This is a genomic window from Brevundimonas sp., assembly GCF_035561115.1.
Classification (GTDB): domain Bacteria; phylum Pseudomonadota; class Alphaproteobacteria; order Caulobacterales; family Caulobacteraceae; genus Brevundimonas.
In genome coordinates, this window is the sequence record NZ_DATMYH010000027.1 from 15,866 (window position 1) to 40,813 (window position 24,948).

Annotated in this window: 28 protein-coding genes and 2 tRNA genes; 21 read left to right on the forward strand and 9 right to left on the reverse strand. The window is 69.3% G+C overall.

The window, feature by feature from the left end; translation table 11 throughout:
* The first annotated feature begins 1 nt into the window (after position 1).
* A complete protein-coding gene (locus tag VN378_RS03700; protein ID WP_325741090.1) occupies positions 2 to 2,113 on the forward strand; it encodes a peptidase domain-containing ABC transporter in 2,112 nt (703 codons plus the stop codon).
* On the opposite strand, the gene VN378_RS03705 is transcribed toward VN378_RS03700, so the two are convergent.
* The 4 genes from VN378_RS03705 to VN378_RS03720 form a co-directional block, all read right to left on the reverse strand.
* Positions 2,055 to 3,122, reverse strand: coding sequence for a PepSY-associated TM helix domain-containing protein (locus VN378_RS03705; protein ID WP_325741091.1), 1,068 nt, complete (start codon positions 3,120 to 3,122; stop codon positions 2,055 to 2,057). The two genes, VN378_RS03700 and VN378_RS03705, sit on opposite strands and share 59 nt — an antisense overlap.
* Positions 3,123 to 3,124: 2 nt before the next feature.
* Positions 3,125 to 5,251, reverse strand: coding sequence for a TonB-dependent receptor (locus tag VN378_RS03710; protein WP_325741093.1), 2,127 nt, complete (start codon positions 5,249 to 5,251; stop codon positions 3,125 to 3,127).
* Positions 5,252 to 5,392: 141 nt separating this feature from the next.
* Positions 5,393 to 6,031, reverse strand: a complete 639-nt coding sequence (locus VN378_RS03715) for a hypothetical protein (RefSeq protein WP_325741095.1) — start codon at positions 6,029 to 6,031, stop codon at positions 5,393 to 5,395.
* Positions 6,032 to 6,132: 101 nt separating this feature from the next.
* The gene (locus VN378_RS03720; RefSeq protein ID WP_325741097.1) at positions 6,133 to 7,461 is read right to left on the reverse strand and encodes a S8 family serine peptidase; all 1,329 of its coding nucleotides are present in this window, start codon (positions 7,459 to 7,461) and stop codon (positions 6,133 to 6,135) included.
* Positions 7,462 to 7,565: 104 nt separating this feature from the next.
* On the opposite strand from VN378_RS03720, the gene VN378_RS03725 reads away from it, so the two are divergent.
* The 4 genes from VN378_RS03725 to VN378_RS03740 all read left to right on the forward strand — a co-directional run bounded on the left by VN378_RS03725 (position 7,566) and on the right by VN378_RS03740 (position 10,764).
* The gene (locus tag VN378_RS03725; protein ID WP_325741099.1) at positions 7,566 to 8,069 is read left to right on the forward strand and encodes an RNA polymerase sigma factor; all 504 of its coding nucleotides are present in this window, start codon (positions 7,566 to 7,568) and stop codon (positions 8,067 to 8,069) included.
* Positions 8,066 to 8,800 (forward strand): hypothetical protein, encoded by a 735-nt coding sequence (locus VN378_RS03730; RefSeq protein ID WP_325741101.1) that lies wholly within the window; start codon positions 8,066 to 8,068, stop codon positions 8,798 to 8,800. The genes VN378_RS03725 and VN378_RS03730 overlap by 4 nt, the downstream gene beginning before the upstream one ends.
* Positions 8,801 to 8,837: 37 nt before the next feature.
* Entirely contained in the window at positions 8,838 to 9,029 is a 192-nt protein-coding gene (locus VN378_RS03735; RefSeq protein WP_325741103.1) for a hypothetical protein, read from the forward strand.
* 100 nt (positions 9,030 to 9,129) lie between these two features.
* Positions 9,130 to 10,764 carry a PAS domain-containing hybrid sensor histidine kinase/response regulator gene (locus VN378_RS03740; RefSeq protein WP_325741104.1) on the forward strand — a complete coding sequence of 545 codons (1,635 nt, stop codon included), beginning with the start codon at positions 9,130 to 9,132 and terminating at the stop codon, positions 10,762 to 10,764.
* Here VN378_RS03740 and VN378_RS03745 read toward each other — a convergent pair.
* Positions 10,761 to 11,147: a DUF805 domain-containing protein gene (locus VN378_RS03745; protein WP_325741106.1), complete on the reverse strand. Its 387-nt coding sequence runs from the start codon at positions 11,145 to 11,147 to the stop codon at positions 10,761 to 10,763. The genes VN378_RS03740 and VN378_RS03745 overlap by 4 nt on opposite strands.
* A 147-nt stretch (positions 11,148 to 11,294) precedes the next feature.
* Here VN378_RS03745 and VN378_RS03750 point away from each other — a divergent pair, with 147 nt between their 5' ends.
* Positions 11,295 to 11,597 carry a DUF3471 domain-containing protein gene (locus VN378_RS03750; protein WP_325741108.1) on the forward strand — a complete coding sequence of 101 codons (303 nt, stop codon included), beginning with the start codon at positions 11,295 to 11,297 and terminating at the stop codon, positions 11,595 to 11,597.
* Here the strand turns inward: VN378_RS03750 and VN378_RS03755 are convergent.
* Entirely contained in the window at positions 11,572 to 12,120 is a 549-nt protein-coding gene (locus tag VN378_RS03755) for a DUF805 domain-containing protein (protein ID WP_325741110.1), read from the reverse strand. The two genes, VN378_RS03750 and VN378_RS03755, sit on opposite strands and share 26 nt — an antisense overlap.
* 24 nt (positions 12,121 to 12,144) lie before the next feature.
* Positions 12,145 to 14,127 carry an acetyl/propionyl/methylcrotonyl-CoA carboxylase subunit alpha gene (locus tag VN378_RS03760; protein WP_325741112.1) on the reverse strand — a complete coding sequence of 661 codons (1,983 nt, stop codon included), beginning with the start codon at positions 14,125 to 14,127 and terminating at the stop codon, positions 12,145 to 12,147.
* Between the two features lie 233 nt (positions 14,128 to 14,360).
* On the opposite strand from VN378_RS03760, the gene VN378_RS03765 reads away from it, so the two are divergent.
* Entirely contained in the window at positions 14,361 to 15,854 is a 1,494-nt protein-coding gene (locus VN378_RS03765) for a hypothetical protein (protein ID WP_325741114.1), read from the forward strand.
* 60 nt (positions 15,855 to 15,914) lie between these two features.
* Here VN378_RS03765 and VN378_RS03770 read toward each other — a convergent pair whose 3' ends face one another.
* Positions 15,915 to 16,091 carry a hypothetical protein gene (locus VN378_RS03770; RefSeq protein WP_325741116.1) on the reverse strand — a complete coding sequence of 59 codons (177 nt, stop codon included), beginning with the start codon at positions 16,089 to 16,091 and terminating at the stop codon, positions 15,915 to 15,917.
* 79 nt (positions 16,092 to 16,170) lie between these two features.
* On the opposite strand from VN378_RS03770, the gene msrB reads away from it, so the two are divergent.
* The 3 genes from msrB (at position 16,171) to VN378_RS03785 (ending at position 17,769) form a co-directional block, all read left to right on the forward strand.
* Positions 16,171 to 16,662: a peptide-methionine (R)-S-oxide reductase MsrB gene (gene msrB, locus VN378_RS03775; RefSeq protein ID WP_325741118.1), complete on the forward strand. Its 492-nt coding sequence runs from the start codon at positions 16,171 to 16,173 to the stop codon at positions 16,660 to 16,662.
* Positions 16,663 to 16,776: 114 nt separating this feature from the next.
* Positions 16,777 to 17,340 (forward strand): hypothetical protein, encoded by a 564-nt coding sequence (locus VN378_RS03780; RefSeq protein ID WP_325741120.1) that lies wholly within the window; start codon positions 16,777 to 16,779, stop codon positions 17,338 to 17,340.
* 204 nt (positions 17,341 to 17,544) lie between these two features.
* Positions 17,545 to 17,769 (forward strand): hypothetical protein, encoded by a 225-nt coding sequence (locus VN378_RS03785; RefSeq protein ID WP_325741122.1) that lies wholly within the window; start codon positions 17,545 to 17,547, stop codon positions 17,767 to 17,769.
* Positions 17,770 to 17,907: 138 nt separating this feature from the next.
* Here VN378_RS03785 and VN378_RS03790 read toward each other — a convergent pair.
* Positions 17,908 to 17,982 (reverse strand) — tRNA-Thr (locus tag VN378_RS03790).
* A 199-nt stretch (positions 17,983 to 18,181) separates the two neighbouring features.
* Between VN378_RS03790 and VN378_RS03795 the strand changes: the two genes are divergently transcribed.
* From VN378_RS03795 to VN378_RS03845, 11 genes are all read left to right on the forward strand, one after another.
* Positions 18,182 to 18,364 (forward strand): hypothetical protein, encoded by a 183-nt coding sequence (locus VN378_RS03795; RefSeq protein WP_325741124.1) that lies wholly within the window; start codon positions 18,182 to 18,184, stop codon positions 18,362 to 18,364.
* Positions 18,365 to 18,463: 99 nt separating this feature from the next.
* On the forward strand, positions 18,464 to 19,753 hold the full coding sequence (gene murA / locus VN378_RS03800) for a UDP-N-acetylglucosamine 1-carboxyvinyltransferase (RefSeq protein WP_325741126.1): 1,290 nt from the start codon (positions 18,464 to 18,466) through the stop codon (positions 19,751 to 19,753).
* On the forward strand, positions 19,743 to 20,222 hold the full coding sequence (locus VN378_RS03805; protein WP_325741128.1) for a DUF2948 family protein: 480 nt from the start codon (positions 19,743 to 19,745) through the stop codon (positions 20,220 to 20,222). Before murA ends, VN378_RS03805 begins: the two co-directional genes overlap by 11 nt.
* Positions 20,219 to 20,683, forward strand: coding sequence for a UPF0262 family protein (locus VN378_RS03810; protein ID WP_325741130.1), 465 nt, complete (start codon positions 20,219 to 20,221; stop codon positions 20,681 to 20,683). Before VN378_RS03805 ends, VN378_RS03810 begins: the two co-directional genes overlap by 4 nt.
* Positions 20,684 to 20,881: 198 nt before the next feature.
* On the forward strand, positions 20,882 to 21,103 hold the full coding sequence (infA, locus tag VN378_RS03815; protein ID WP_013269122.1) for a translation initiation factor IF-1: 222 nt from the start codon (positions 20,882 to 20,884) through the stop codon (positions 21,101 to 21,103).
* A 12-nt stretch (positions 21,104 to 21,115) separates the two neighbouring features.
* Positions 21,116 to 21,691 carry a nucleoside triphosphate pyrophosphatase gene (locus tag VN378_RS03820; protein WP_325741137.1) on the forward strand — a complete coding sequence of 192 codons (576 nt, stop codon included), beginning with the start codon at positions 21,116 to 21,118 and terminating at the stop codon, positions 21,689 to 21,691.
* On the forward strand, positions 21,688 to 22,725 hold the full coding sequence (locus VN378_RS03825) for an RNA-binding protein (RefSeq protein WP_325741139.1): 1,038 nt from the start codon (positions 21,688 to 21,690) through the stop codon (positions 22,723 to 22,725). Before VN378_RS03820 ends, VN378_RS03825 begins: the two co-directional genes overlap by 4 nt.
* A gap of 2 nt (positions 22,726 to 22,727) precedes the next feature.
* Complete coding sequence (locus VN378_RS03830) at positions 22,728 to 22,892, forward strand: DNA gyrase inhibitor YacG (RefSeq protein ID WP_325741141.1); 165 nt, start codon at positions 22,728 to 22,730, stop codon at positions 22,890 to 22,892.
* Positions 22,893 to 22,956: 64 nt separating this feature from the next.
* Positions 22,957 to 23,032 (forward strand) — tRNA-Phe (locus VN378_RS03835).
* Between the two features lie 382 nt (positions 23,033 to 23,414).
* A complete protein-coding gene (exbB, locus tag VN378_RS03840) occupies positions 23,415 to 24,320 on the forward strand; it encodes a tonB-system energizer ExbB (protein ID WP_325741145.1) in 906 nt (301 codons plus the stop codon).
* 5 nt (positions 24,321 to 24,325) lie between these two features.
* Entirely contained in the window at positions 24,326 to 24,763 is a 438-nt protein-coding gene (locus VN378_RS03845) for a biopolymer transporter ExbD (protein WP_325741143.1), read from the forward strand.
* The last annotated feature ends 185 nt before the right edge of the window (positions 24,764 to 24,948 follow it).

The window sequence follows — 24,948 nt, forward strand, 5'->3', positions numbered from 1 at the left end:
CATGCACGTCAAGTCCATTCGACAGACCGAGGCGGCTGAGTGCGGCCTGGCGTGCCTGGCGATAGCATCGGGCATGCTGGGCGCGCAGCGGGAGCTGTCTGAACTTCGGCGCAAACATCCGGTTTCCAACAGGGGCCTGACGTTGGACCAGATCATGATCATCGCCTCGGCGATGCAAATGACGTCTCGACCGCTCAAGTGTGAGCTTGAAGAGCTCCGCGAGCTTGCAAGTCCGTCGATCCTGCATTGGGGCCTCAATCACTTCGTTGTGCTGATCAAGGCGACTCGCACCCATGTAACGATTCAGGATCCCGCAAACGGCGTTCGCCGTCTGCCAATCAAGGAGGTCAGCCAGCGGTTCACCGGGATCGCGTTGGAACTCTCGCGGGCGCCGGCCTTCCAACGCCGCAAGGACCGCTCGCCACTCAAGTTAACCAGCTTGTTCCAGATGACCCCGGTGATCGTCGGCGGCTTGGCCCAGGTCCTGATCCTCAGCCTCTTGCTTCAAGCTTATGTGGTTGCAAGTCCCTTCTACATGCAGCTCGCCATCGACGAAGCGGCGCTGAAGGGCGACGAAGGATTACTCGTCGCCCTGGCTCTGGGTTTCGGCCTCTTCGGGTTGTTCAATGTCGGCGCCACGGCTTTGCGCGGGGTGGCGCTGCAAAAGATGTCGGCCTTGCTCGGCTGGGACATGACCGGTCGGCTGTTCCACCACATGCTGCGGCTGCCTTTACCCTGGTTCCAACGACGGCGGCTCGCGGACACCTTGTCACGTTTCGAGAGCATCGAGCCTGTCCGCGCCCTCTTCGCCAACGGTCTCGTCAGCTCTCTGATCGACGGTCTGCTCGCCGTCGTAACGCTTGTCATGATGATCGTCTTCGCCTGGAAACTGGCGTTGGTCGCCGCCGCCGGCGTCGTGGCCTATGTGGTCATCAGACTGGTCTCGATCCCGCTGACAATCCAGCTCGCCGGTGATGCGCTGGTGGCCTCGATCGCCGAGCAGGGCAAGCGGATCGAGACGATACGCGCCATTCAAACCATCAAGGTGATGGGTGCTGAAAGCCAGCGGGAGGGCGACTGGTCCAATCGCTTCGCCGAGACCATCCGCACAGGTCAGAGGAACGCTTTCGCCAACATCGGCTTCTCGTCGGTCCAAGGCGTTACCGACGCGGTCGCCAATGTCGCCCTAATCTATCTCGGCGCCGCCGCGGTCATCGACAATACCATGACGGTGGGAGTGCTTTACGCGTTCATGGCCTACAAAGGTCAGTTCACCAGCCGCGTGCAAGGACTGTTCGAGACCTTCATCAACTGGCGGATGCTGGATCTGCATTCGGATCGTATCGCCGATATCGCACTTACGTCGGTCGAGAAGGGGATCGACGACGCCGGCGTCGGTCTGCTGCAGATGGAGGGTGCAATCGAGTTGCGGAATCTCGCCTTCCAGTACGCTCCGCAGGAGCCCGTCGTTTTCCAGGGCGTCAACCTCCGTGTCGAGCCGGGCGAGTTCATCGCAGTGGTCGGCCCGTCGGGCGGGGGAAAATCCACATTGATCAAGGTTCTGTGTGGCCTTTATCCATCTGTCGCCGGCGAGGTGAGGATTGATGGACTTCCACTCTCGGCCTGGGGGCCCCGGACAGTCCGCCGCAACCTCGGCGTAGTCATGCAGGACGACGAGTTGATCTCCGGCTCCATCGCAGAAAATGTCGCCTTCTTCGCGGAAGACGTCGACATGGATTGGGCATGGAAATGCCTCGCCATGGCGTCGATCGACGAGGAGGTGCGTGCAATGCCGATGCGAGCGGAGACCTTCGTTGGCGATATGGGATCCTCCTTATCTGGAGGACAAAAGCAGCGGATTTTGCTGGCGCGCGCGCTTTATCGGCGTCCAAAAATTCTGATTCTCGACGAGGCGACGTCGCATCTGGACATCGCACGTGAGCGATCGATCAACGACGCGCTCAAGGCTCAGACTATTACGCGCATCGTTGTCGCGCATCGTCCTGAGACCATCGCCGCGGCCGATCGGGTGGTGGTCCTCCAAAACGGACGGCTCATCGAACCTCAAAAGGCGCCGGTGACCCTGCAAACCGCGCCTTCCGGCGCGGCTTGATCAGGAAGGACCAGGTCCCGACGAAGCCGAGGGCGGCGAGGGCCAGTCCGGACAGCACCGTCACCCATTCGTAGAGCCAGCCCCCGACCGCGCCCGCGTGAACGGGGTAGATGGCGTGGAGGGCGCGTTCGCCGCGGGTCAGGGCCTGGGCGTTCGTGACGCGGACCACGCCGCTGGTCGCCGGGTCGATCAGGACGGCAGTGCGGCCGTTGGGGTGCCATTCGCCGGGCTGTTTGAGGCGGATCGAGGCGGGCTTGCCGGGACCCGCGGGCCAGCCGGCCATGCGCAGGGTCGCGTCGGGGAAGCGGGCCTGGGCGGCGGCGAGGGCGGCGGGCCAGTCGATGTCGCCCGTCCCGACCACGGGCGGCGGCGGCGGTTCGGGCGCGTTCGGGGCCAGCAGGGCCCGGGCCTGGTCGTTGAACACCATGCCGGCGCCGGTCAGGCAGAAGATCAGGATGGGCACGGCGGCAGTCAGGCCGAGGTTGCGGTGGCTGGAGACCAGGTCGGCGCGACGGGCCGACCTGGGCCAGATGCGCAGGCGGGTGGCGCGCCAGGCGGGGACCCAGACCACCAGGCCGGTCAGGACCAGCAGCACCGCGGCCAGGGCCGCGACGCCGCCGACGATCTCGCCGGTTTCGCCGGCCAGCAGATGATGATGCAGGTCGAAGACGAAGGCCTCGACCCGGGCCGGGCCGGTCCAGCGGTCGAGGGTGGCGCCGTCGGGGGCGGCGATGCCGAAGTCCTTCTTCGCCAGATAGAGTTTGTGGGTCCCCAGCTGTGGCCCGCCGAAGTCGACGGTGCGCAGGTCCGGATGATCGGCCTCGAGCCGTTCGGCGGCGGCGCCGAGAACGGCTGGATCGGCGGCGAAGCCGGCCCGCGCCTCGGGGTGTTTGAGGGCGATCCAGTCGTTCTCGAACACCAGCAGCGAGCCCGTCAGCCCGAGCACGATGAGCAGGAGCGACAGGATCGCCCCGGCCCAGGCGTGGATCGTGCGCAGGACCCCCATCATGCTCAGAACCGGCGGGTCACGCCGAGCGTCACCGTCCGGCCGCGGCCGGCGAAATAGGCCAGATTGTCGGCGGGGCGCGTGGTGTCGGAATTGTAGGAGATGTAGTCCTCGTCCAGCAGGTTCTGGACGCCGAGGCTGACGTCGCCGAAGCCCGCGCGCCAGACCGCGATGGCGTCGATCAGGTCGTAGCCTTCGAAGTCGTTCGCGGCGGGCTGGCCCTCGAATTCGCGTTCGAAATACCGGCCGGCCTGGACCCGCAGGGACAGGGCGTCGGTCAGGTCGCTCTCGGCCCACAGGATCAGGCGATCCGGCGAGATGTTGGCGCCGTCCAGATCGCGGTCGACCTCGCCGTCGTCGTTGGTGTCGCTGCGGCCTTCGAGGCTGGCCCAGGCCCCGCCGAGGCGGAGCGTGTCGCTGACGGAATAGCGGGCGCTGGCTTCAATGCCTTCGATCTCGGTGGCCTCGCGGGCCACCTCGAAGACGCCGTTGACCAGATCCAGCCGGGAGCCCTTGTCGGTTTCGGAGCGGAAGGCGGCGACGGAGGCTTCGAAGGCGCCGCGCCGGAACTCGAGGCCGATCTCGTAATTGTCGGTGATGACCGGCGAGATGTCGAGGAAGGTGTCGACGTCCTGGCCGGGGTCGTCGATGCCGCGCAGGACGCGGCCGACGTCGGCCATGCTGAAGCCCTGGGCGTAGGAGCCGTAGGCCTTGAGTCCCGGGATCACCTCGAAGGTCGCGCCGACGTTGGACAGCAGTTCCTCGAAGCCGGGCTCGCCGCCGTCGACCTGCTGTCCGCCGTTGTACGAGGCCAGGGTCCGGAAGTCGTCGACGATCAGGGTGACGCTCTCGTAGCGCAGCCCGCCGGACAGGTTCAGACGGCCGTCGAACAGGCGCTGGTTCAGCTGAATGAAGGGGGCGAGGCTTTCGTAGCGGGTCTCGGGCACCCAGTCGCGGCCGGTCAGGATCAGACCCTGCCAGGTGGTGTCGCGCAGGGCGTCGACCCCGACCAGGGCGCTGAGGCCGGGCAGGGGGGCGACGTCGCCCTGCCAGTCCAGCTTGAAGCCGAGCTTCTCGGAATTGTTGGCCGACTGGTCGAACAGGGTTCCGACCGGGGCGATGGACGCGTCCTGGAAGGTGCCGAAGGTCCCGCCGCCGAACACGCCCGCATAGTCGTGGGCGTAGAGCTGGGCGCGCAGCGTGCCGCCGAGGACGTTCGTGTCGGTGTAGCTGAGGGCGGCGGAGCTGACGTCGTTCGACGGCTGGACGCCGGGCGCGGCGCCGCGCACCGAGCTGGTGGGCAGGCCGGTCGCGCGATTGCCGGCGCGGACGACGTAGTCGCCGTCGCCTTCCAGTTCGAAATGATTGACCATCAACTCGAGCCGGCGATCCGCGGTCAGGTCGAACCCGGCCTTGGCGAACAGGGACCAGCTGACGCTGTCCTGCAGCTCGCCCTGGGTGCCGTCGACGCCGACGCGGCGGTCGGCGCCGTCATAGTAGGCGCCCCGGGCCTCGTACGCCGCGCCGGCGGTGAGGTCGAAGCGGCCGAAATCCTGGCCGACGATGCCGGCCAGCTTGCCGCCGACGCTGTCGCCGAACACGCTGTCGTCGAAGGTGGTCAGGGCCTGGACACGGCCGGACGGGCCGGCGCCCTCGGCCGGCGGCGCGGCGGTGACATAGTTGACCACCCCGCCCGTGGCGCCGACGCCCTGGATGGCGTTGGAGCCGAAGATGACCTCGACCCGGTCGATGAAGAAGGGATCGATGGTGAAGCCGTCGCGGCTGTCGTCGCGCAGCGGCGTCGACTGGGGCACGCCGTCGACGAGGAACAGGGGCGAGCGGCCGCGCAGGGTTTCGCCGGCGCCGGACAGCTTCTGGCGGGTGGGCGAGAAGGACGGGATCAGGGTGGCCACGGTTTCGACGGCCGAGGAGCCGAGCGCCGTCTGTTGCGCGATCTCCGCCTCGCCGATGAGCTCGACCGTGACGGGCATGGCCGAGCGCGGCAGTCGGGTGCGGGCGGCGGTGACGATCACCTCGTCGAGCGTCGCGGCGGGCTCTGCCTGCTGGGCGAGGGCGGGGGCGGCGGCGGTCAGGGAAAGGAGCGAGACCGACAGAAGCAGACGAAAGGACAAGGCGCACCCGGGCGTTGGAGGAACAGGGGCCGTCCTCCACCATGTCCGTAGTTGCAAGTCAATCTCACTCGCAGTCGCAGATGGGCAAGGAAAAGCCCCGCCGGCCGGGCCGGCGGGGCTGGCGAAGTCAGGGAGCGGCCGTCAGTCGCGGCGGACGCCGGCCGATGCGCCGGCGCCGGCGCTGACCGAGGCGCCGCTGTTGCGGTTCGCCGAGGCCGAGCCATTGGCTGACGCGTCGGCGTCCACGCGGCGGCGGCGGTTCTGGCGGGGTTGCTCGCCGGGCGCGCGGCCCGAACGGGCGGAGCCGTCGGCCGAACCCGAGGCGGCGCCCGCGATCGAGCCGCCGCCTGCGGAGGCCGCGCCGTCCAGAGCCCCCGTCAGCGATCCGGACGTCGAGCCGACCGCGCCGTCCACGGCCCCCTGGCCGGAGCCGTAGGCGTTCGCGGCGACCGAACCGGCCGCGCCGCGCGCCGCGTCGGCCGTGGCCGAGGCGCGATTACGGGCGGCGGCGGCGCGCCGTTCGGCGCGGTCCCGCAGGCGGTCGGCCCGGGCGGTGGTGTCGTTCAGGCGGTCGCGGGCGAAGGAACCGTCCACCGAACCCGTGAGGCCGCCGGTGAGGTTGCCGCCGACCTGACCGCCGACGCCGCCGAGGCCGCCGCCCAGTCCGCCCCCCAGTCCGCCTCCGAGTCCTCCGGAACCGCCGAGCACCTGGGCGTTCGCGGCGCCGGCCAGGGCCATGGTGAAGGCCGCCGTGGTCATGAGCATCAGGGTCTTGCGCATGTCGTCTCTCCTGCAGTGAGCCGGGCGGAAAGCCGCCCTCGCAGGGTCCAACGACCGGGGTCCGGCGATTCATCCGGCCCCTGTGAAATCAGGGCGGAAAATCAGCGCGAAAGTCGCCCCCGGGCGCCCACGGCGGCGGGATCGACGCGCAGATCGGCGGCGACGAGGCCGCGGCCGTAGACCGGGTCCGGGCCCCGGGCGCCCATGTCGCGCGCCTCGGCCGCAAGGGCCTGAACCGCATCGCCGCCCCTTGCGCGCCGGCGCGCCAGCAGACCGGCCACCAGCGGCGCCGCGAACGAGGCCCCGCGCACCGACACATAGCCCGGACCCGGGCCGGCGGCGGCCATGTCGGCGCCGGGGGCGGAGAAGTCGACCTGGGGTCCCCGGGCGGCTTCGGGCAGGACCCGGCCCCGGGCGTTGACGGCGGTCACGCCGACCACGCCGGGATAGCTGGCCGGATAGAGCGGCGCGGCGGCGGGGCCGTCATTGCCGACGGCCGCGACGATCAGCACCCCGCGTCCGGTCGCCCGCCGGACCGCGGCCTCGACCAGGGCGTTGCGCGGGCCGACGAGGCTGACGTTGACCACCGGCACGTCGCTCTGGACCATCCAGGCCAGGGCCTGCGCCACCCCCGTCGAGGAACCGCCCGCCGGCGATCCGCCATAGACGTCGGCGACGAACAGGGCGGCGCCGGGGGCCGCGCCCGAAAACCCTCCGGACCGCCCGGACAGCAGCGAGGCCACCGCCGTGCCGTGGGCGCCGGGCCGGTCGGGGCCGGCGAAGCCGCGCTGGCGGACCGCCACGCCCGCCAGGGCCGGGTGGCCGGCGTTGACGCCGGTGTCGATCAGCCCCACCCGGATCGCTCCGGCCCGGGGCGGAGACGCGGGCGCGCCCGAAGCCGGAGGCGGCGGCCCGGCCTCCCCGGTCAGCGCCCCGGCCGGGCTGTAGACGTGGTTGAACTCCCAGATCCCGTCGGGATCGAGCTCGCGCAGGCGTTCGACGGCCCCGCGCAGCGACAGGCCGGGAGGCGGGGCCAGGACGACGACCGCGAGCTCGAGTCCGTCGAGACGCGTTTCGCGCACGATGGTGAAGCCGGCGTCCAGCGCGATCCGGCGACCGGCCGGCGACGGATCGACGCCCACGATCTCGGCTCGCGCCACCGGCCAGCCGTACGGATCGGCCTCCAGCGCGCCGTCCGAGCGCCGGATCAGGTCGCGCAGCCGCGACGGGGCCTGGAGGGCTCCGTCGATGCGGTCGCGCAGGCCGTTCTGAAGCCGGCCGGGATCGACCGGCAGACGGTCCGGCAACTGGCCCGGCAGGCTGGGCAGGCCGGGAACGCCGCCGGGCAGGCCGATCTGCGCCCACGCCGGGGCGGCGGCGGCCAGGACCAGTCCCGCAAGGGCGGCGGCCAGGAGAATGCGTATCGACACGGGCGGCTCCGTTCGGACAATTCATCAAAGGCCATTGGCCCGGGCCCGACAATGGATGAAACGTCGGGGGCGGAACGTTTCATCCCCATGACCGGAGTGCGCGCTTGGACGGGTTTCAGACGGAGCTGGTGGCGCTTTTGCCAAGGCTGCGTCGCTTCGCGCGCGCCGTCTGCCGCTCCGACGCCGACGCCCAGGATCTCGTGCAGGCCACCGTCGAGCGGGCGCTGGCCAAACGCGGCGGCTATCGCACCGGGACGCGGCTGGACAGTTGGGCGTTCACCATCATGAGACGGATTCACATCGATGAGGGACGGTCGAAAACGCGGTGGGGGCGGGTGATCTCGCCCGAGGACGCCATGACGCCGAACGTCGCCGACGTCGGGCAGGCGGACGAAGGGCTGCGCGCCGACGCCCTGGCGGTGCGCGAGGCCCTGCGCCGGTTGCCGGAAGACCAGCGGCTGGCCGTGGCGCTGGTGCTGGTCGACGGCCTGTCCTACGCCGAGGCGGCCCGGGTGCTGGGCGTGCCCGCCGGCACCCTGACCAGCCGCCTCGTGCGCGGCCGCCAGACCCTGATCCAGACCCTGATCGGGCAGGGAGTGAGCGCATGACCGACCTTTACGACGACGAAATCCTGATGCGGCGGGTCGATGGCGAGCTGACGCCCGAGGCCGGGGCGGCGATCGACGCCGCGGCCGCGGGCGATCCGGCCCTGGCGCGGCGGCTGGAGCGGCTGCGCGGTCTGCGGACGCTGGCGCGGGAGGCCTTTCCCGCCGCGCCGGATCCGCGGGACGCCGAGTTGACGCGCCTGATCGTGGCGGGCGCGTCCCGGCCCGAACCACGGACGGCGCGGCTGGCGGGCCGCCTGCGCGAGGCCTTCGCGCCGCGCCATGCGCCGGTCTGGGGCGGGGCGGCGGCGGCCTGTTTCGTGCTGGGCCTGACCGTGGGCTGGCTGGGACAGGACCGGACTCAGGACGGTTTTGTGGTCGGGTCCGGCGGCGCCGTCGCCGACGCGGCGCTGGTGCGGGTGCTGGACCGCGGCTTGGCGGCGGACGGGACGGACGGCGAGGGGCGGGCCGTGGGCCTGACCTTCCGCGACGCCGACGGGCGCTGGTGCCGCACCTTCGAGGCGGGCGGGGCGGGCGTGGCCGGCCTGGCCTGCCGCGACGAGGGAGACTGGCGCCTCGAGGCCCTGGCGGCGTTCCGGCCTTCGGGCTCCGAAATCCGGACCGCGGGCGCGGACACGCCGGCGGCGGTGCTGGCCGCGGTCGACGCCCTGGTCGCCGGCGAGACGCTGGACGCCGCGGCCGAGGCGCGGGCCCGGGACGCCGGCTGGCGCTGACGGGATGAAACAGGCGGGGCCGTTCGTTGGACCCCGCATGGACGAGGACACCCTGCGCAGCCGCGCCGAATGCTGGCGCCGCCGCGCCGCTGAAGCCCTGGACACCCGCGAGCGCGACGCCAGCGCGAAGCTGGCCGACCACTATGAAGCCATGCTGGCCTGTCTGGAGCGCCGGCGGACCGGGCCCGCCCAGGCCGCGCCGGACGCCGGCGGATACAGCCGCGAATAGCGGCGCAGGCTCAATGGAACTTTGACGGTTGCGAGGGCCATCTTAACCTTGGCCGGTGCAGAATCGGGCACGTCCGCAGACCCAGTTGGATTTCCCCCTGATGCCCTCCCCGCTGTCCCGCCCGGAACAGGACGCCGACGCCCTGGCGATCAGCACCTTTTTCGACGTGTCGCTGGACCTGCTGGTCATCCGCGAGCTGGACGGGCGGGTGGTTCGCGCCAGTCCGTCGTGGGAGACCGTCCTTGGCTGGCGGCCCGACGAGATGGAAGGCCTGCCCCTGCTGCGCCTGCTCCACCCCGATGACGAGGTCACGACGCTGGAGAGCGTCGTCGAGGTCGAGAACCGCGGGCCGCGGGACCCCATGGTCGACTTCAAGAACCGCTATCGCCACAAGGACGGCGGCTACCGCACCATCGAATGGCGGGCGCGACGGGTCGGCGACCGGGTCTATGGCGTGGCCCGCGACGTCACCGACCGCGTCGCCGCCGAGCGCGAACTGCTGGAGGCCAAGGCCGCCGCCGAGGTGGCCAACCAGGCCAAGACCGACTTCCTGGCCAATATGAGTCACGAGATCCGCACCCCCCTGAACGGCGTCATCGGCCTGGTCGGGGCCCTGGCCCAGGGCGAGCTGGCGCCGGCGCAACGCGAACTGGTCGAGCTGATCGAACAGTCGGGCGTGACCCTGGAACGGCTGGTGTCCGACATCCTGGACGTCGCCAAGATCGAGGCCGGCCATCTGGACTTCGCCATCGGCGACATGGATCTGGAGCGCGAGCTCGACGGGGTCATCGACACCGCCCGGGTCAAGGCCGAGGCCAAGGGCCTGATCTTCCATGTCGAGCGCGGCCCCGGCGCCCGCGGCGACTTCCTCGGCGACGCCACCCGCATCCGCCAGGTGCTGTCCAACCTGCTGTCCAACGCCGTCAAATTCACGCCCGAGGGCCAGGTCTCGGTGTCCATCGAGGTCGCCGACGACACGCCCGAGCCCGGCGTCGCCCTGCTGACCCTGACGGTGCGGGATTCGGGCGTGGGCTTCGACGCCGCCGCCGGCGAGGCCCTGTTCCAGCGCTTCAGCCAGGCCGACAGCACCATCACCCGCCGCTTCGGCGGCACCGGCCTGGGCCTGTCCATCTGCCGTTCGCTGGTCGAGATCATGAGCGGCGAGATCACGGCCGAATCCACGCCGGGCGAGGGCAGCTGTTTCACCGTCACCCTGCCCCTGTCGCGCACCCGGTCGGTGGCCGCCCACGACGCCGCCAACGACGCCGCCCGCGCCCGCGACGCCGGGCGCGGACCCGTCGCCGTCGGCCCCTCGCCGTGGATCGGCGCCGAGCCCCTGCGCGTGCTTCTGGCCGAGGACCATCCCGTCAACCAGCGCGTCGTCCAGGCCATACTGTCGGGCATGCAGGTGACCATCGTCGGCGACGGCGCCCAGGCGGTCGCGGCCTTCGCCGCCGACGAATTCGATCTGGTCCTGATGGACATGCAGATGCCGGTCATGGACGGCCTGACAGCCACCCGCGCCATCCGCGCCGTGGAACAGGCGCAGGGCCGCCCGCGCACCCCCCTGATCATGCTCAGCGCCAACGCCATGGCCCAACACGTCCAGGACGCCGCCGACGCCGGCGCCGACAGCCACCTGTCCAAGCCGATCACCCCCGGCGCCCTGATGGGAGCCATCGAGGCGACCGTGCCCGCCCCCGCCCCGGCCCAGGCGCTGGCGGCGGCGGGCTAGACCGGAGCGGACCGAGCTCCCGGTCCGGCCTTGGGCGACGGGCCATACCGTTCGGCGCCCGGCTGTTGCTCCTGGAAGCCGAGGATGGCCCAGTAGATCAGGTTGATCAGCGGCACGAAGGACAGCAGCGCCCACCAGCCGGTCCAGCCCAGGTCATGGCCGCGTTTCACATGCAGGGCCATCAACGGCCAGATCATCACCAGCCAGCCGACCTTGTCCTCGACGCGATCGATCAGGTCTCCATCGCCGAGGCCGCCGACGAGAAATCCCGCCACGATCCAGGCGACGAAGCCCGAGCAGATCAGCGTCAGAATTACATAGCCCCACCAGGTCGAGCGCCGGATGCGGCCCTCGAAGCTGAACAGGGTCTGGACGACGGTCATGGCGGCTTCCTCCGGTGACAGGGGAGCTTAGGCGCGACGGAGCAGCCGCGTCCATCCGCCGATTTCAGCGATTGCTCAGGGTTCGCTCATGACGCTCGCCCGGGCCTCGCTCAGTTTTGGGGCTCTGCTGAATCGAGGCCTTCGTCCATGCCCATGTCCGAACTGCGCGCCTATGCGGGACGCTACGACAGCCGCGAACTGGGTTCGTCCGCCGAGGTTACGCCGGCCGGCGGCGGCGTGGCCGTTCGCTTCGGCCGGGGATCGCTGAGGCGGCTGGAGCTGGCGCGGGTGTCGCGGGACGTGTTCCGGTGCGGATCCATGATCGCGCGATTCCAGCGGAATGCGGCCGGGGACGTCGTGGCCTTCAGCTACAGCGATCCCCTGCTGCGCAGCCAGCAGTTCACGCGGCCTGCGGAACCGGGACCTACTCCAGTCCGCCCGGCTGCATAAAGGCTGGCGCGCCGCCAGACAGACCCTTTGGCGAGGGACCGAAGCGGTTGGGGCCGGAGGTGCCGTCGAGGAAGCCCAGAACCACCAGCAGGTAGAGTGAGGCCGCTCCATTCAGCACGCCCGCCACTACGAGCGCCCCCGCCCAGAGCGCTCCCCCGTCAGCCATCCGTCCGAGAGTCGCATAGCCGTTGTTCGGCACATAGCTCATGGCCGCCGTGGCGAGGACCAGCAGGATCACCAGCCGCGCGCTGTGGTTCCGATCGTGCGCGCGCTTCGCCGCCAGCGCGGCCTGGACGAACACGAAGGGCGCATGAAAGGCGGCCGTGAGCAGCACATACCGGATCGGATCCCCGATGCTCGCGGCGAGCGGGGGAGTCCTGATCGTGTCGTCAACGCCCCACGCCGTCATGGTGACAACCGTGACGAAAACCACATAGGCGATCGAGGCGGCGATGGTGCACAGCCACCAGTCCTGCCGGCGCAGGCGCCCGTCGAAGCTGAAAAGCTTGTCTCGCAGCGTCATGTTCGAATCCCCCTCAACCGAGAGTTAGACGAACTCCACCAGCACGTCATCGGCGGCCACCGGATCGCCGGCGGCGGCGCTGACGGCCTTCACCACGCCGTCGCGTTCGGCCTTGAGGATGTTCTGCATCTTCATGGCCTCGATGATGGCGACGGTCTCGCCGGTCTTGACCTCCTGACCCACGGTCACCGGGATGGCGACGACGAGGCCGGGCATGGGGGAGGCGACCAGTCTGGAGGTGTCGGCGGCGACCTTTTCCGGCAGGCGGGCGTAGAGCTCGGCCGTATGCGGGGTCAGGACGCGGACGCGGGCTTTCGCGGCGCGGTGGCGGATGAGATAGCCGTCGGCGACGCGGGAAACCTCGGCGGTGAAGGGCTCGCCGTCCAGCTCGGCGCGGAACTGGGCCAGGCCGGGGCGCCAGTCGATGTCGGTCAGGCGGGCGTGGCCGCCGCCGGTGAAGGCCAGCAGCAGGGCCTCGTCGGCGTCATAGGCGAGGGCGACGCCGTGGGGCGTCCTGTCGATCAGCACGACCCAGTCGGTGCGGTCGGACGGATCGCCGGCCTGTTCGGCGGCGATCTCGTTCATGGCGACGGCGGCGGCGATCATGATCTGCGTCTGGCGCGCGTCGGGCTTGAGGCCGTGGAAGCCGTCGGGGAATTCGTCCTTGATGTAGCTGGTCGAGATATGGCCCGAGCGGAAGCGCGGCTGGTCCATGACGGCGGACAGGAAGGGGGTATTGTGGCCGACGCCCTGCAGGTGGGTGTCCTCCAGCGCCCGGGCCATGCCGGTCAGGGCTTCGTCGCGGGTCGGGCCCCAGGCGCACAGTTTGGCGATCATGGGGTCGTAGAACATGCTGATCTCGTCGCCCTCGCGCACGCCGGAATCGTTGCGCACCGTATAGCCGTCCTCGTGCGGGCCTTCTTCCGGCTGCTCGTAGCGGACCAGCCGCCCGATCGACGGCAGGAAGCCCCGATACGGATCCTCCGCATAGATCCGGCTCTCGATGGCCCAGCCGTGGATCTTCAGATCGTCCTGCCCGAACGCCAGCGTCTCGCCCCAGGCCGACCGGATCATCTGCTCGACCAGATCGACGCCGGTGATCAGCTCCGTAACCGGATGCTCGACCTGAAGTCTCGTGTTCATCTCAAGGAAGAAGAAGGATTTGTCCTGCCCAGCCACGAACTCGACCGTGCCGGCGCTGTCGTAGTTCACGGCCCGGGCCAGAGCCACGGCCTGGGCCCCCATGGCGGCGCGGGTCTCGGGGTCGAGGAGGGGCGAGGGAGCTTCCTCGATGACCTTCTGATTGCGGCGCTGGATCGAGCATTCGCGCTCGAAAAGATGGACCACGTTGCCGTGCTTGTCGCCCAGCACCTGGATCTCGATGTGGCGCGGGTCGATGATGAATTTCTCGAGGAAGACGCGATCGTCGCCGAAGGCGTTGAGCGCCTCGGCCTTCACCGCGGCGAAACCCTCGGCCATGTCGTCGTCCGAGTGGGCGACGCGGATGCCCTTGCCGCCGCCGCCGGCCGAGGCCTTGATCATGACCGGATAGCCGATCTGGTTGGCGATGGTGACCGCCTCCTCCGTCGATTCGATCAGGCCCATGTGACCCGGGACGGTGGAGACGCCAGCTTCGGCGGCGAATTTCTTGGAGGTGATCTTGTCGCCCATGGCCTCGATGGCGTGGGGATTGGGGCCGATGAAGGTGATGCCCTCGGCCTCGAGCCGGCGCGCGAAGGAAGCGTTCTCGCTGAGGAAGCCGAAACCGGGGTGGACCGCCTCGGCGCCAGTCTGGCGCACGGCGTCGACGATCCTGTCCTGCAGCAGATAGGACTGGGCGGCCGGCGCGGGGCCGATCAGCACGGCCTCGTCGGCCATCTCGACCGCCAGCGAACCGGCGTCGGCCTCGGAATAGACCTGGACGGTCCTGATGCCCATACGGCGGCAGGTCTTGATGATGCGGACGGCGATTTCGCCGCGGTTGGCGATCAGGATCCTGGAGAACATGTAGGTCTTTAAAGTCTTTTTGATCTGAGGCGAACGTGATCGCGGCGTGAAGCGGCTGCCCCGATTAGGCCGCGATCCGGCGTGAGTAAACCGAAGGGGCGTTCAACCGGATGGCGTTGGGACTTGGCAAAGCCGCTGCCGATGGGGTTAAACCCCGTTCCAGTCCCGTTCATCGACGCCCGCCCACCGTTGCCCTCCCCCCGTCCCGCTTTTTTGGCCCGGAGCCTGACCTGATGTCCCGCATGCTTACTTTCGCCGCCGCGGCGGCCTTGACCCTGGCGGCGAGCGTCGCTCCTGCCGTGGCGCAGGACTTCCGCGCGCTGGCGCGGCAGGACCTCCAGAGGGCTCACGACGAGCTGGCCGCCAACCATCCGGCGCCCGCGTTGTCGGGAGCGGCGAGCCAGAACTTCCGCGGCTGGCTGGACGCGGGCCTGCAGGACGCCATGGGCCGCGCCGGCCAAGCCAACAGCGGTGACGCCCACGCCTATCTGATGCGCTATTACGCGGCCGGCTTCCGGGACTCGAACATCGCCATCACCCCGACCTTCGAGGGCATGGGCCCGTATTTCGGCACCAGCTGGCCGGGCTTCACCACCGGCTGGCGCGGCGGCAAATATGTCGTGACCTATGTGAAGCCGGGCACGCGGGGCGCCCCGCGCATCGGCGACGCGGTGGTCGAGTGCAATCTGACCCCGATCGAGGAATTCGCCCGCAAGAAGCTGGACCTGTGGGAAGGCAATCTGGAAACCGAGGCGGGCCGCGTGACCTCGGCTCCGTATCTTCTGTGGAACCGCAACAACCCGTTCGCCGCCGGCGTGCCGTCGATGTGCAGTTTCCAGTCGGGCCGCGGCCGCCCGCGTGAGATCCAGATTCGTCCGGTCCCGGTGGTCCCCGGCGACCTCGAGGCCGCCTACCGCGCCACCGTCTACATGCCCCCGGCGACGCCGCTGGCGATCGAGAGCGTCAACGGCCGGCCGTGGGTGCATGTGCACTCCTTCGCCGACGGCTCAGGCTGGCCGGCGTTCAACGCCGCCATCGAGGCCCAGGCCGCGACCCTGCGCGGGCCGCAGGGCTTCGTCCTGGATCTGCGCGCCGCACGGGGCACCGGCCTGAACTCCTCGACCGCCCGCGGCTATGGCCTGGCCAACCGCATCTGGACGCCGGAGTTCACCGTCAGCCGTCAGCCGGCCGCCGGCGAGCTGACCTACCGCGCCACCCAGGGCAACCGCGACTGGTACGCCGCCGCCCTCGGCCGGATGGAGGCCGATCCGCAGTTCGTGCAGGAAGCCATGCCCGTGATCGAGCAGACCCGCGAGATCGTGGCCGCCTTCGACGCCGCCATCGCCGCCGGCCAGCCGACCTTCACCCTCGCCGGCCGCGCCGCCGTGGCCGACACCGGCGCCCCCAACCCGGTGCAGGGCCCGGTGATCGTTCTGGTCGACGCCGGCTGCTCGGGCGGTTGCCTCGACACGCTGGACCTGCTGTCCAAGCTGCCGAACGTGCGCATCGCCGGTTCGACCACCGCCACCGACTCGATCTTCGTAGAGCAGACCCTGATGCGTTTGCCCTCGAACTATTCGGACCTCAGCTACGGCCACAAGGCCTGGACCTCGCGCCCGCGTCCCAACAACCAGCCCTTCACCCCCGCGCAGGGCCTGGCCTACACCGGCAATCCCGCCGACGAGGCCGCGGTGCGGACCTGGGTGAGCGGCCTGTTCGGCGGCTGATCCGATCCTGAAGACGACCCTGGGGCCGGTCAGGCGAATCCTGACCGGCCTTTCTTCGGGCTAGTCGCGCTTCCGCGCCCGGTCGGCGGCGTCGAGAAGGCGCAGCCCGGAAACCTCGGCGGCGTCGGCGGAAAGGTTCATGGCGGCCTCGGGCGGGTCCTTGACCACGACCACGCCATGCTTCGCCTTCGGCGTCAGGGGATGGGTGATCAGTTCGGGTTCGGGCTCTTCACTCATGGGCCGGGGAACGATCCCCGCGAGGGGCGGTTCCGGCGCGGCGTTTGCGAACAGGCGCGAGGCCTCCTACGTGGACGGAATGACCGACACCGACATCGCCTCGATCCAGCGTTCTTCGTCCGGCTATGATCTGACACCGCCTGACGAGGCCGAGAGGGCAGCGCTGGAGGCGGACCTGTCGCCGGAGGAGAAGCGGGTCCTTCTGGCGCACGGCACCGAAGCCCCGTTCTGCGGCACGCTGCTGGGCGAGAAGCGGGCGGGGGTGTTCTGCTGCCGCGAATGCGGCCTGCCGCTGTTCCGCACCGGAACCAAGTTCGAGAGCGGCACGGGCTGGCCCAGTTTCACCGCCCCGGTGGATCCGGCCCATGTGACCGCGATCACCGACCGCTCCTGGGGCATGACGCGCACCGAAACCCGATGTGCGCGCTGCGACAGCCATCAGGGCCATGTCTTTCCGGACGGTCCCGGACCGACCGGCCTGCGCTACTGCATCAACTCGGTGGCGCTGACCTTCGTGCCGGAGGGGGCGCCCCTGCCGGACCCCCTGGGGCGCGGCGACGGAAACGCCTGACCGGGACGGGCTCTACGCCGGGCGTGATCCGATTCGGAAAGCCACGGACGGGTTTCAGGATCACGCTCTGGCCGCAATTGGGGCTAGTCTGCTCCTGGTAATGGAGTTGGGCGCATGCTGATCCCCGCACTGCTGATGGTCGGCGCCCTGACGACCGGCGATCCGGACGGCGTGGTCGCGACGGCTCCCGCCACCCCGGTCGATCTGGGGGCGACGATCCAGCCGGCCGCGCCGTCGGTCGACGGAGCAGCCCAGGCGGGCGTGCCCCACAATCTGACCACCGACGAACAGATCGACCGCTGGATCGCCACGCGGTCCGTGGATCACAAGCCCTATGCCGGGGCCCCGGGCGAATCGATAGACGACGACGGCAAGCCGCATGGCGAGGTCAGCGTCGGCATCGGCACCGGCGGCTTTCGCGACTACGGGGCGACGATCTCCATGCCCATCGGCGAGAACGGCCGGTTGAGCCTCAGTTATCGCCAGACCAGGAACGGCTACCCCTACGGCGGCTATGGGTATGGCTACGGATACGGCGGCCGCTATGGCGGCGCGGTGTTCGACGACGGCGGCTACGTCTTTCCGGGATATCGCCCGGGCGCGGCGGCCCAGTTCGAGTCCCGGACCATGGGATCCGAGGGACCTGCGGACCAACCATTGATTCAGCCGGATCGCTGAAGCCCGACGGCCGCGGCCCGGAGAATCGGGTCACTCTTCCTGAACGAGGACCCCGCGGATCCGGTCAGGCGTGCGCTCCTATTGCCACGGCCAAGCTTAATGTCGGAAACCGGATCGCAACGCCGGCAGTTGTATGGCATGACGCGCATCGGTTCACCTTCAGGTGGACCGCCTGCTCATAACCACGGCTACCGGAGTCATCACATGAAGAAAACCATCGCCGCCGTTACGGCGGGCCTGCTGCTCATCGCCGGTCAGGCGGCTGCGGCCAACAACAACGCCAGCGTCCGCGTCGGCGATCGCGTCGGCGCCTCGTCGGCGGAATCCAGCGAATTCGCCGGCGTGCCGCTGCCGGTTCTGCTGATCGGCGCCGCCGTCCTGGTGGCCGTCGTCGTCGTCGCCACGGACGACGATTCCGAGAGCGACTGAGCCCCGGCTCGAAACTGACGAAAGCCCCGCCGGCGCGCCGGCGGGGCTTTTTTCGTTGTGGGGTCTCCAGGGTTCGCCGCGCCCTGGAAACGCAAACGGGGCCCGACTGCAACGTCGGGCCCCGTCAGGGTTTCAGAGTGGTGCCGCCGGGGGGAATCGAACCCACGACCTCAGCCTTACCAAGGATGCGCTCTACCACTGAGCTACGGCGGCCTGATCTGAGGAAGCGGCCCTATAGCCAACCGGGGACAAAGGGGGAAGCCCCCGAACCACTTTTGCTTCGCTTGCGAAGCAAAATGGTTCGAATGTTAAGTGGCGCGAAATCTGAGCCTTCAGGGCGCACGGCCCTCCAGACCGATTTCGCGCGTTTCGGATGCTTGCGGAAAAGTTCGACGCGGGCTCTGATCGACCCATGGATGAGTCGAAGACCACGGCCCCCCGGCCCGAACTGCCGACAAGCCTGCCCGATCCGCTGGCGGCCCCGAAAACGCCCGCCACGGCTCGCGCCCAGCGCCTGGCGACGGCGCTCCGGGAAAATCTGAGACGACGCAAGGCGGCCGGCCGGGAGGCCAGACCGGCAACGCCGCGCAACTGAATGTCATCGGCGGCGTCGCCGCCGGACTTTCGCAACCGCAACCGTCCGCGCTAGATAGCCGATCCCCCTTGCGCCCTGCACGGGGTCGCAAGAGACGACATGGACAGCATCGCCATCACCGGCGGCGCCCGGCTGAACGGATCGATTCCGGTCAGCGGCGCCAAGAACTCCGCCCTCAAGCTGATGGCCGCCTCGATCCTGACCGATCAGCCGCTGCTGCTGACCAACATGCCGCGCCTGGCGGACACGAAATTCCTCGGCCGGCTGCTGCGCGAACTGGGCGTCGAGGTGACCGAACGCGACGGCGCCGACGGCCAGGAGACGCTGTTCCACGCGGGCCGGATCGCCTCGACCTTCGCCCCCTATGATCTGGTCCGCCAGATGCGGGCCTCGTTCAATGTGCTGGGGCCGCTGCTGGCGCGCACCGGCGAGGCCAAGGTGTCGCTGCCGGGCGGCTGCACCATCGGCGCGCGGCCGGTGGATCTGCACCTGCAGGCCCTGACGGCCCTGGGCGCCGAGATCGAGCTGGACGAGGGCTATGTCACGGCCCGCGCGCCGAACGGCCTGAAGGGGGCAGAGATCGAGTTTCCGTTCGTCTCGGTCGGGGCGACCGAGCACGCCCTGCTGGCCGCCGTGCTGGCGGACGGGGTGACAGTGCTCAAGCGCGCCGCGCGCGAGCCCGAGATCGGCGATCTGGCGCGCTGCCTGACGGCGATGGGCGCCCGGGTCGAGGGGATCGACACCGACGAACTGGTCATCACCGGCGTGTCGTCGCTGGGCGGCGCGACCTGGTCGGTGATTCCCGACCGGATCGAGATGGGGTCCTACGCCGTGGCCGCCGCCATGGCGGGCGGCGAGGTGCGGCTGACGAAGGCCCGGCCCGAACTGATGACGGCGCTGGGCGAGAAGATGATCGAGGCCGGGGTCGAGGTGACGCCGACGGCCGACGGGGTGATCGTCAAGCGCGATCCGGCCGTCCGGCTGAAGGCGGTCAATGTGGCGACCGAGGTCTATCCGGGGTTCGCCACCGATCTGCAGGCGCAGTTCATGGCCCTGATGACCACGGCCGAGGGCGACAGCGTCATCCACGAGAACATCTTCGAGAACCGTTTCATGCACGCGCCCGAGCTGGCGCGGCTGGGGGCGGACATTCATGTGCACGCCGGCGAGGCGGTGGTGCGGGGCGTGCCCGAGCTGCACGGCGCCCCGGTCATGGCCACCGACCTCAGGGCCTCGGTCAGCCTGGTGATAGCGGGCATGGCGGCCGAGGGTGAAACCACGGTCGGCCGGGTCTATCATCTGGACCGCGGCTTCGAACGGCTGGAAGAGAAGCTGAGCGCCTGCGGAGCCCAGATCCGGCGCATCAGGGGCGACGAACATGAACACTGAGGCGCAGGAACAGGAGGCAGGCGCGGCGGCGCGGACGCTGCCCGAGCCGCTGCGCCTGCTGGTCGAGGACGCGGACGACCTGCACATCATCTCGGCGGCCCTGCAGGACGCCATCCTGCGGCCGGTCGACATCGTCTGGGAGCCGGCGGCGCGGCGGGTGACGCTGAAGCTGAGCCGGTTCTGCTGGGAATGCGGCGGAACGCGGGTGATGGCGGCGATGCAGTTCGGCGACGTCATCGCGGTCAAGAGCCGCCGCCTGCCGCGCCTGCCCGAAAGCGCGCTGGAGTTGCTGGCCATGGATTTCACGCCGGACGAGGCGCCGGGCGGCCGCGTGGTCCTGATGTTCGCGGGGGGCGGCGACCTGCGGATCGACGTCGAATGCATGGACGCGGTCCTGACGGACCTGTCCGAGCGCTGGCCCGCCAAGGTGGCGCCGACCCATCTGTCGCCAGAGGCGGACCCGGCGTGAGCGAACACCGCCTGGCCTCGGTCGATCTGGACGCCGCCACCCTGCCGGCCGCGACCGCGGAGATCGAGCACGAGCGGCGGGTCGCCATCTTCGACCTGGTCGAAAAGAACAGCTTCGAACCGGCGGGCGCCGCGGGCGGCCCCTATGCGCTGAGGCTGGCGCTGGTGGACGGGCGGCTGGCCTTCGAGATCACGGGACCGGATTTCCACCGGGTCCACGGCCTGTCGCTGACGCCGCTGAACAAGGTGGTGAAGGACTATATCGCCATCTGCGACAGCTATTACGAAGCCCTGCGCGGCACCTCGCCGGGCCAGATCGAGGCGGTCGACATGGGGCGGCGGGGGCTCCACAACGAGGGCGCCGAGCTGCTGAAGGCCCGGCTGGACGGCAAGATCGCCGTCGACCACGAGACGGCGCGGCGGCTGTTCACCCTTGTGACGGCGCTGTACCGGCGCGGGTAGGGGTGAGGAGTGCTGGTGAGCAAGGGGTGAGCGACGATCAAGACCTGGCCCACCGTCCCGCTCGCCTCTTGCTCACCAGCACTCCTCACCCGCCGCCTCGACTATCCCGCGATTTTCAGGCATACGCCCGCTCCTTAACGACGCGCGCTTTCGCCCGGCGCGCGCCGAGACTCGTATTCACAGGGCGCGAGAGGCCGCATGGCTAAGGAAGAACTGCTCGAGTTTCCCGGCGTCGTCAGCGAACTGCTGCCGAATGCGACGTTCCGCGTGCTGCTCGAGGGCAACGACCACGAGATCATCGCCCACACCGCCGGCAAGATGCGCAAGAACCGCATCCGCGTGCTGGCCGGCGACAAGGTCCTGGTCGAGATGACGCCCTATGACCTGACCAAGGGCCGCATCACCTATCGCTTCAAGTAAGGGCGGGCTCGGATGAGCCGTCCGGAACTGGTGCTGGCCTCGGCCAGCCCGCGCCGCATCGAACTGCTGGCGCTGGTCGGGATCACGCCCGACCGGGTCGATCCCGCCGACATCGACGAAACCCCGCTGAAGGACGAGACGCCGACCCGCCTCGCCGCGCGGCTGGCCGTCTCCAAGTCTCAGGTCGCCGCCGCCCGCTCCCCTGACGCGGTGGTGCTGGCCGCCGACACCGTCGTGGCCGTGGGCCGGCGTCTGCTGGAAAAGGCGGCCGACGAGACCGAGGCGGCGCGGTTCCTGAAACTGCTGTCCGGCCGCAACCACCGCGTTTTCACGGGCGTGGCCGTGACCGCCGCGGGGCGCACGACCCGGCGGGTGGTCGACACCCGCGTTTCGTTCAAGGTTCTGTCCGACGCCGAGATCGCCGCCTATGTCGCCTCGGGCGAATGGCGGGGCAAGGCCGGCGGATACGGCATCCAGGGCCGGGCAGGGGCCTTCGTCACCCGCCTGGTCGGCAGCTATCCCGCCGTCATGGGCCTGCCGCTGTTCGAGACGGTCAATCTGCTGAACGGCGCAGGCTGGCGGACGTGAAGCCGCCCGTGTTCGTCTATCTGGACGAGACCCCCGGGGAGACGCGGGCGATTATCCGCGATGAAGTCGGCTATCAGTATTTCCTGACCCAGTTCGAGGACGACATCCCTCAGTATCGGCTGGGCGCGCGCTCGGTCGGCCGGGTCCGCCGGATCGAACCCGACCTGAAGGGCGTCTTCATCGACCTCGGCGAGGAGGGCGGCGGGGATGCCTTCCTGCCCTCGCAAGGCGGCCAGCGTCTCCACGAGGGCGAAAAGGTCGGGGTCGAGGTGGTCTCGGAGCGGCGCGAGATGAAGGGCGTCACCCTGAAACTGCTCGGCAAGGCCGACGGGGAGCCGCGGCTGTTGACGCCCGGTCCGACGGTGACCGAGTGGCTGGGGCGGCTGGCCCCCGGGGTCGAACCGGTCGAGGGCGTTCGCGCCATCGAGGCAGGCTGGGACGCCCTGCGGGAAGCGGACGGACAGCCGTTCCTCGGCGGCGATGTCTCGGTGACCGTCGAGAGGACTCGCGCCCTGATCGCCGTGGACTTCGATTATCGGCCGCTGCCCGGACGCAGGGCGTCGCCGCAGGATCGGCTGGAGGCGAATCGGAAGGGGCTGAGGCGTGCGGCGCAGACGATCCGGCTACGCAGCCTGGGCGGACTGGCGGCCATCGATCTGATAGGGGTGGGGCAGGATGGCGGGGCGATCCTCAAGGCGGCCAAGGCGGCTTTCGGGAACGATCCGGGCATTGTCTACGGACCGGTGAACCGTTTCGGCGTGCTGATGATCGCGCTGCCCTGGCGATTCACGCCGCTGGCCGAGCGCCTTTATCGCGGGAGTCAGGTCTACTGGCCGCATCGGGCGGCGATCGAGGTGACCCGCAAGCTGCGCCACGCCCTGTTGTCCGACACCACTACGGCGCGGGTGACCGCCCGATGCACCCGGCAGGTCGCGGAACTGGCCGCGCCGCTGGTGGCGAGGCTGGGCCCGCGCGCCCATCTGAAGGGCGACGACAGCCTGCGGACCAGCGAGCATGTGATCGAGGCGGAGTGACCATGGCGACCTGTCCCATCTGCCGCCGCCACCCGGCGGACGAAAAATACAAACCCTTCTGTTCGAAGCGCTGCGCCGATGTGGATCTGCAGCGCTGGTTCACCGGCGGATACGTCCTGCCCGACAGCGGCGGGGACGTCCCGACGGGCGACCCCGAAGAAGACTGATCTGACGGCTGGACACCCCCGAACCGCTCGCCTATAGACGCCGCCTCCGCGCCGCGACGCGTGCGCCTGGGTAGCTCAGTTGGTAGAGCAGTGGATTGAAAATCCACGTGTCGGTGGTTCGAATCCGCCCCCAGGCACCATCGCCCCCTTTCCGACGCCGAAACCGGGTCCGCGGCCATCACGAAAATGTCGCTTTCGGCCTTGATCTTCGGTGATCGGGCCGTTGGCTCCCCCGCGAGGGGAAAAGCGCCGTCCCGCACTTGACGCTCTGGTATGCGTTCGCCAAAGGAGCTTGACCGCTTTCCTTTGCGGGCGGTCGGCGGAGAGGGGAAAACGGTTTCCCCGGTTCGTCGGCGCCGCGCCGGAAGCCACTTGGCAACCGGAAGCGTCAGCAGGCGTTCCGCAGACCGGGGTTCCTTGACCCTGCTCTACGGGCGAGAATTTCATCGAGGGCGGTCGTCGTCTGCGGCCGTTTCTTTTGGGTTCCACAAGTCAGACCAAAACAGCAGGAACTGGCGAACTATGTTCGATATCAAGAAAACCAACATCCTCCTGGCCATGGCCGGCGCCGCCGTCCTCATGGCTGGTACGCCGGTTCTCGCGCAGGATGCTCCCGCCGCCGACCCGGCCGCCGCCGCAGCTGCTCCGGCCGCTGACGCCGCCGCCGCTCCGGCCGCCGCCGCTCCGGCCGCCGCTCCGGCCGCTGACGCTGAACCCGCCGTCGTTGGTGGTGAAAACCACGGCAAGATGACGCCGGCCAGCATGTTCATGGACGCCGACCCGGTCGTTAAGACCGTGATGGTGGGCCTTCTGCTCGCCTCGGTCTTCACCTGGGTGCTGCTGCTCATCAAGATCTTCGAGTTCGGCTCGCTGAACCGCAAGACCGACCAGTTCCTCGAGTCCTTCCGGCAGACCCGCACCATCGCCGACATGCGTCGGGTGGCCACGGCTGACGAATTCGACGGCAACCCGCTGGCCGACATGGCCGCCGCGGCGACCGACGAAATCGAACTGTCGCGTCAGGCCGGTCTCTCGGTCACCGGCGATCACGCCGACTCGGCCCTGATGCGCTCGCAACAAGCCGTCGCCGCCGTTCAGGCCGGCCTGGCCAAGCGCCTCTCGGGCGGCCAGCAGTTCCTCGCCTCGGTGGGTTCGACCGGTCCGTTCATCGGTCTGTTCGGCACCGTTTACGGCATCATGAACTCGTTCATCGGCATCGCGAACACCAACACGACCAACCTGGCCGTCGTCGCCCCCGGCATCGCCGAGGCGCTGCTGGCCACGGGTATCGGCCTGTTCGCCGCCATCCCGGCCGTTATCTTCTACAACTACTTCAACACCCGCATCTCGGCGTACGGCACCCGTTCGGACGGCTTCTCGGCCGAGCTGACCAACGCCATCTCGCGTAACCTCGACAAGGGAGCGTAAGCCAGATGGCCGCCAAACTCTCCGGCGGCGGCGGCGGCAAGTACAACGTCGAGCAGAACAGCGAGATCAACGTCACGCCGTTCGTGGACATCATGCTTGTTCTGCTCATCATCTTCATGGTGGCGGCGCCCCTGGCGACCCCCTCCGTGGAAGTGAAGTTGCCAACGGCAGTCGCTCCGCCCCAGACGAACCCGCCGGTCCCGATCTATATCTCGATCACCAGCAACGGTCGGGCTTACCTCGGCGACTTCCCGGTCGAATTGGAACAGATCGGCCCCGAACTGACGGGACAGATCGGTCGACGCAATCCCGCGGACGAGCGGATCTTCATCCGCGCCGACCGCGGCACCCGCTACGGCGATTTCATGCAGGTCATGAACTCGCTGCAGGACAACGGCTTTTACAGCGTTGCCCTGGTGGGTGAAGACAATGCGCCGAAGTGAGGCTGGTGAATCATGACAGACATTGAATATCACCGCTCAAGGTACGACGCGCCCAAGCCGAAAGGCCTGTTCGGCGTGCCGCCCGGGGTTCTGCTGATCAGCCTGCTGATCGTGGCCCTGCTGTTCGCCGTGCTTGCGTTCTACTTCATCAACGCGCGGTTCAAGTTGAAGGAGATCAATTACTC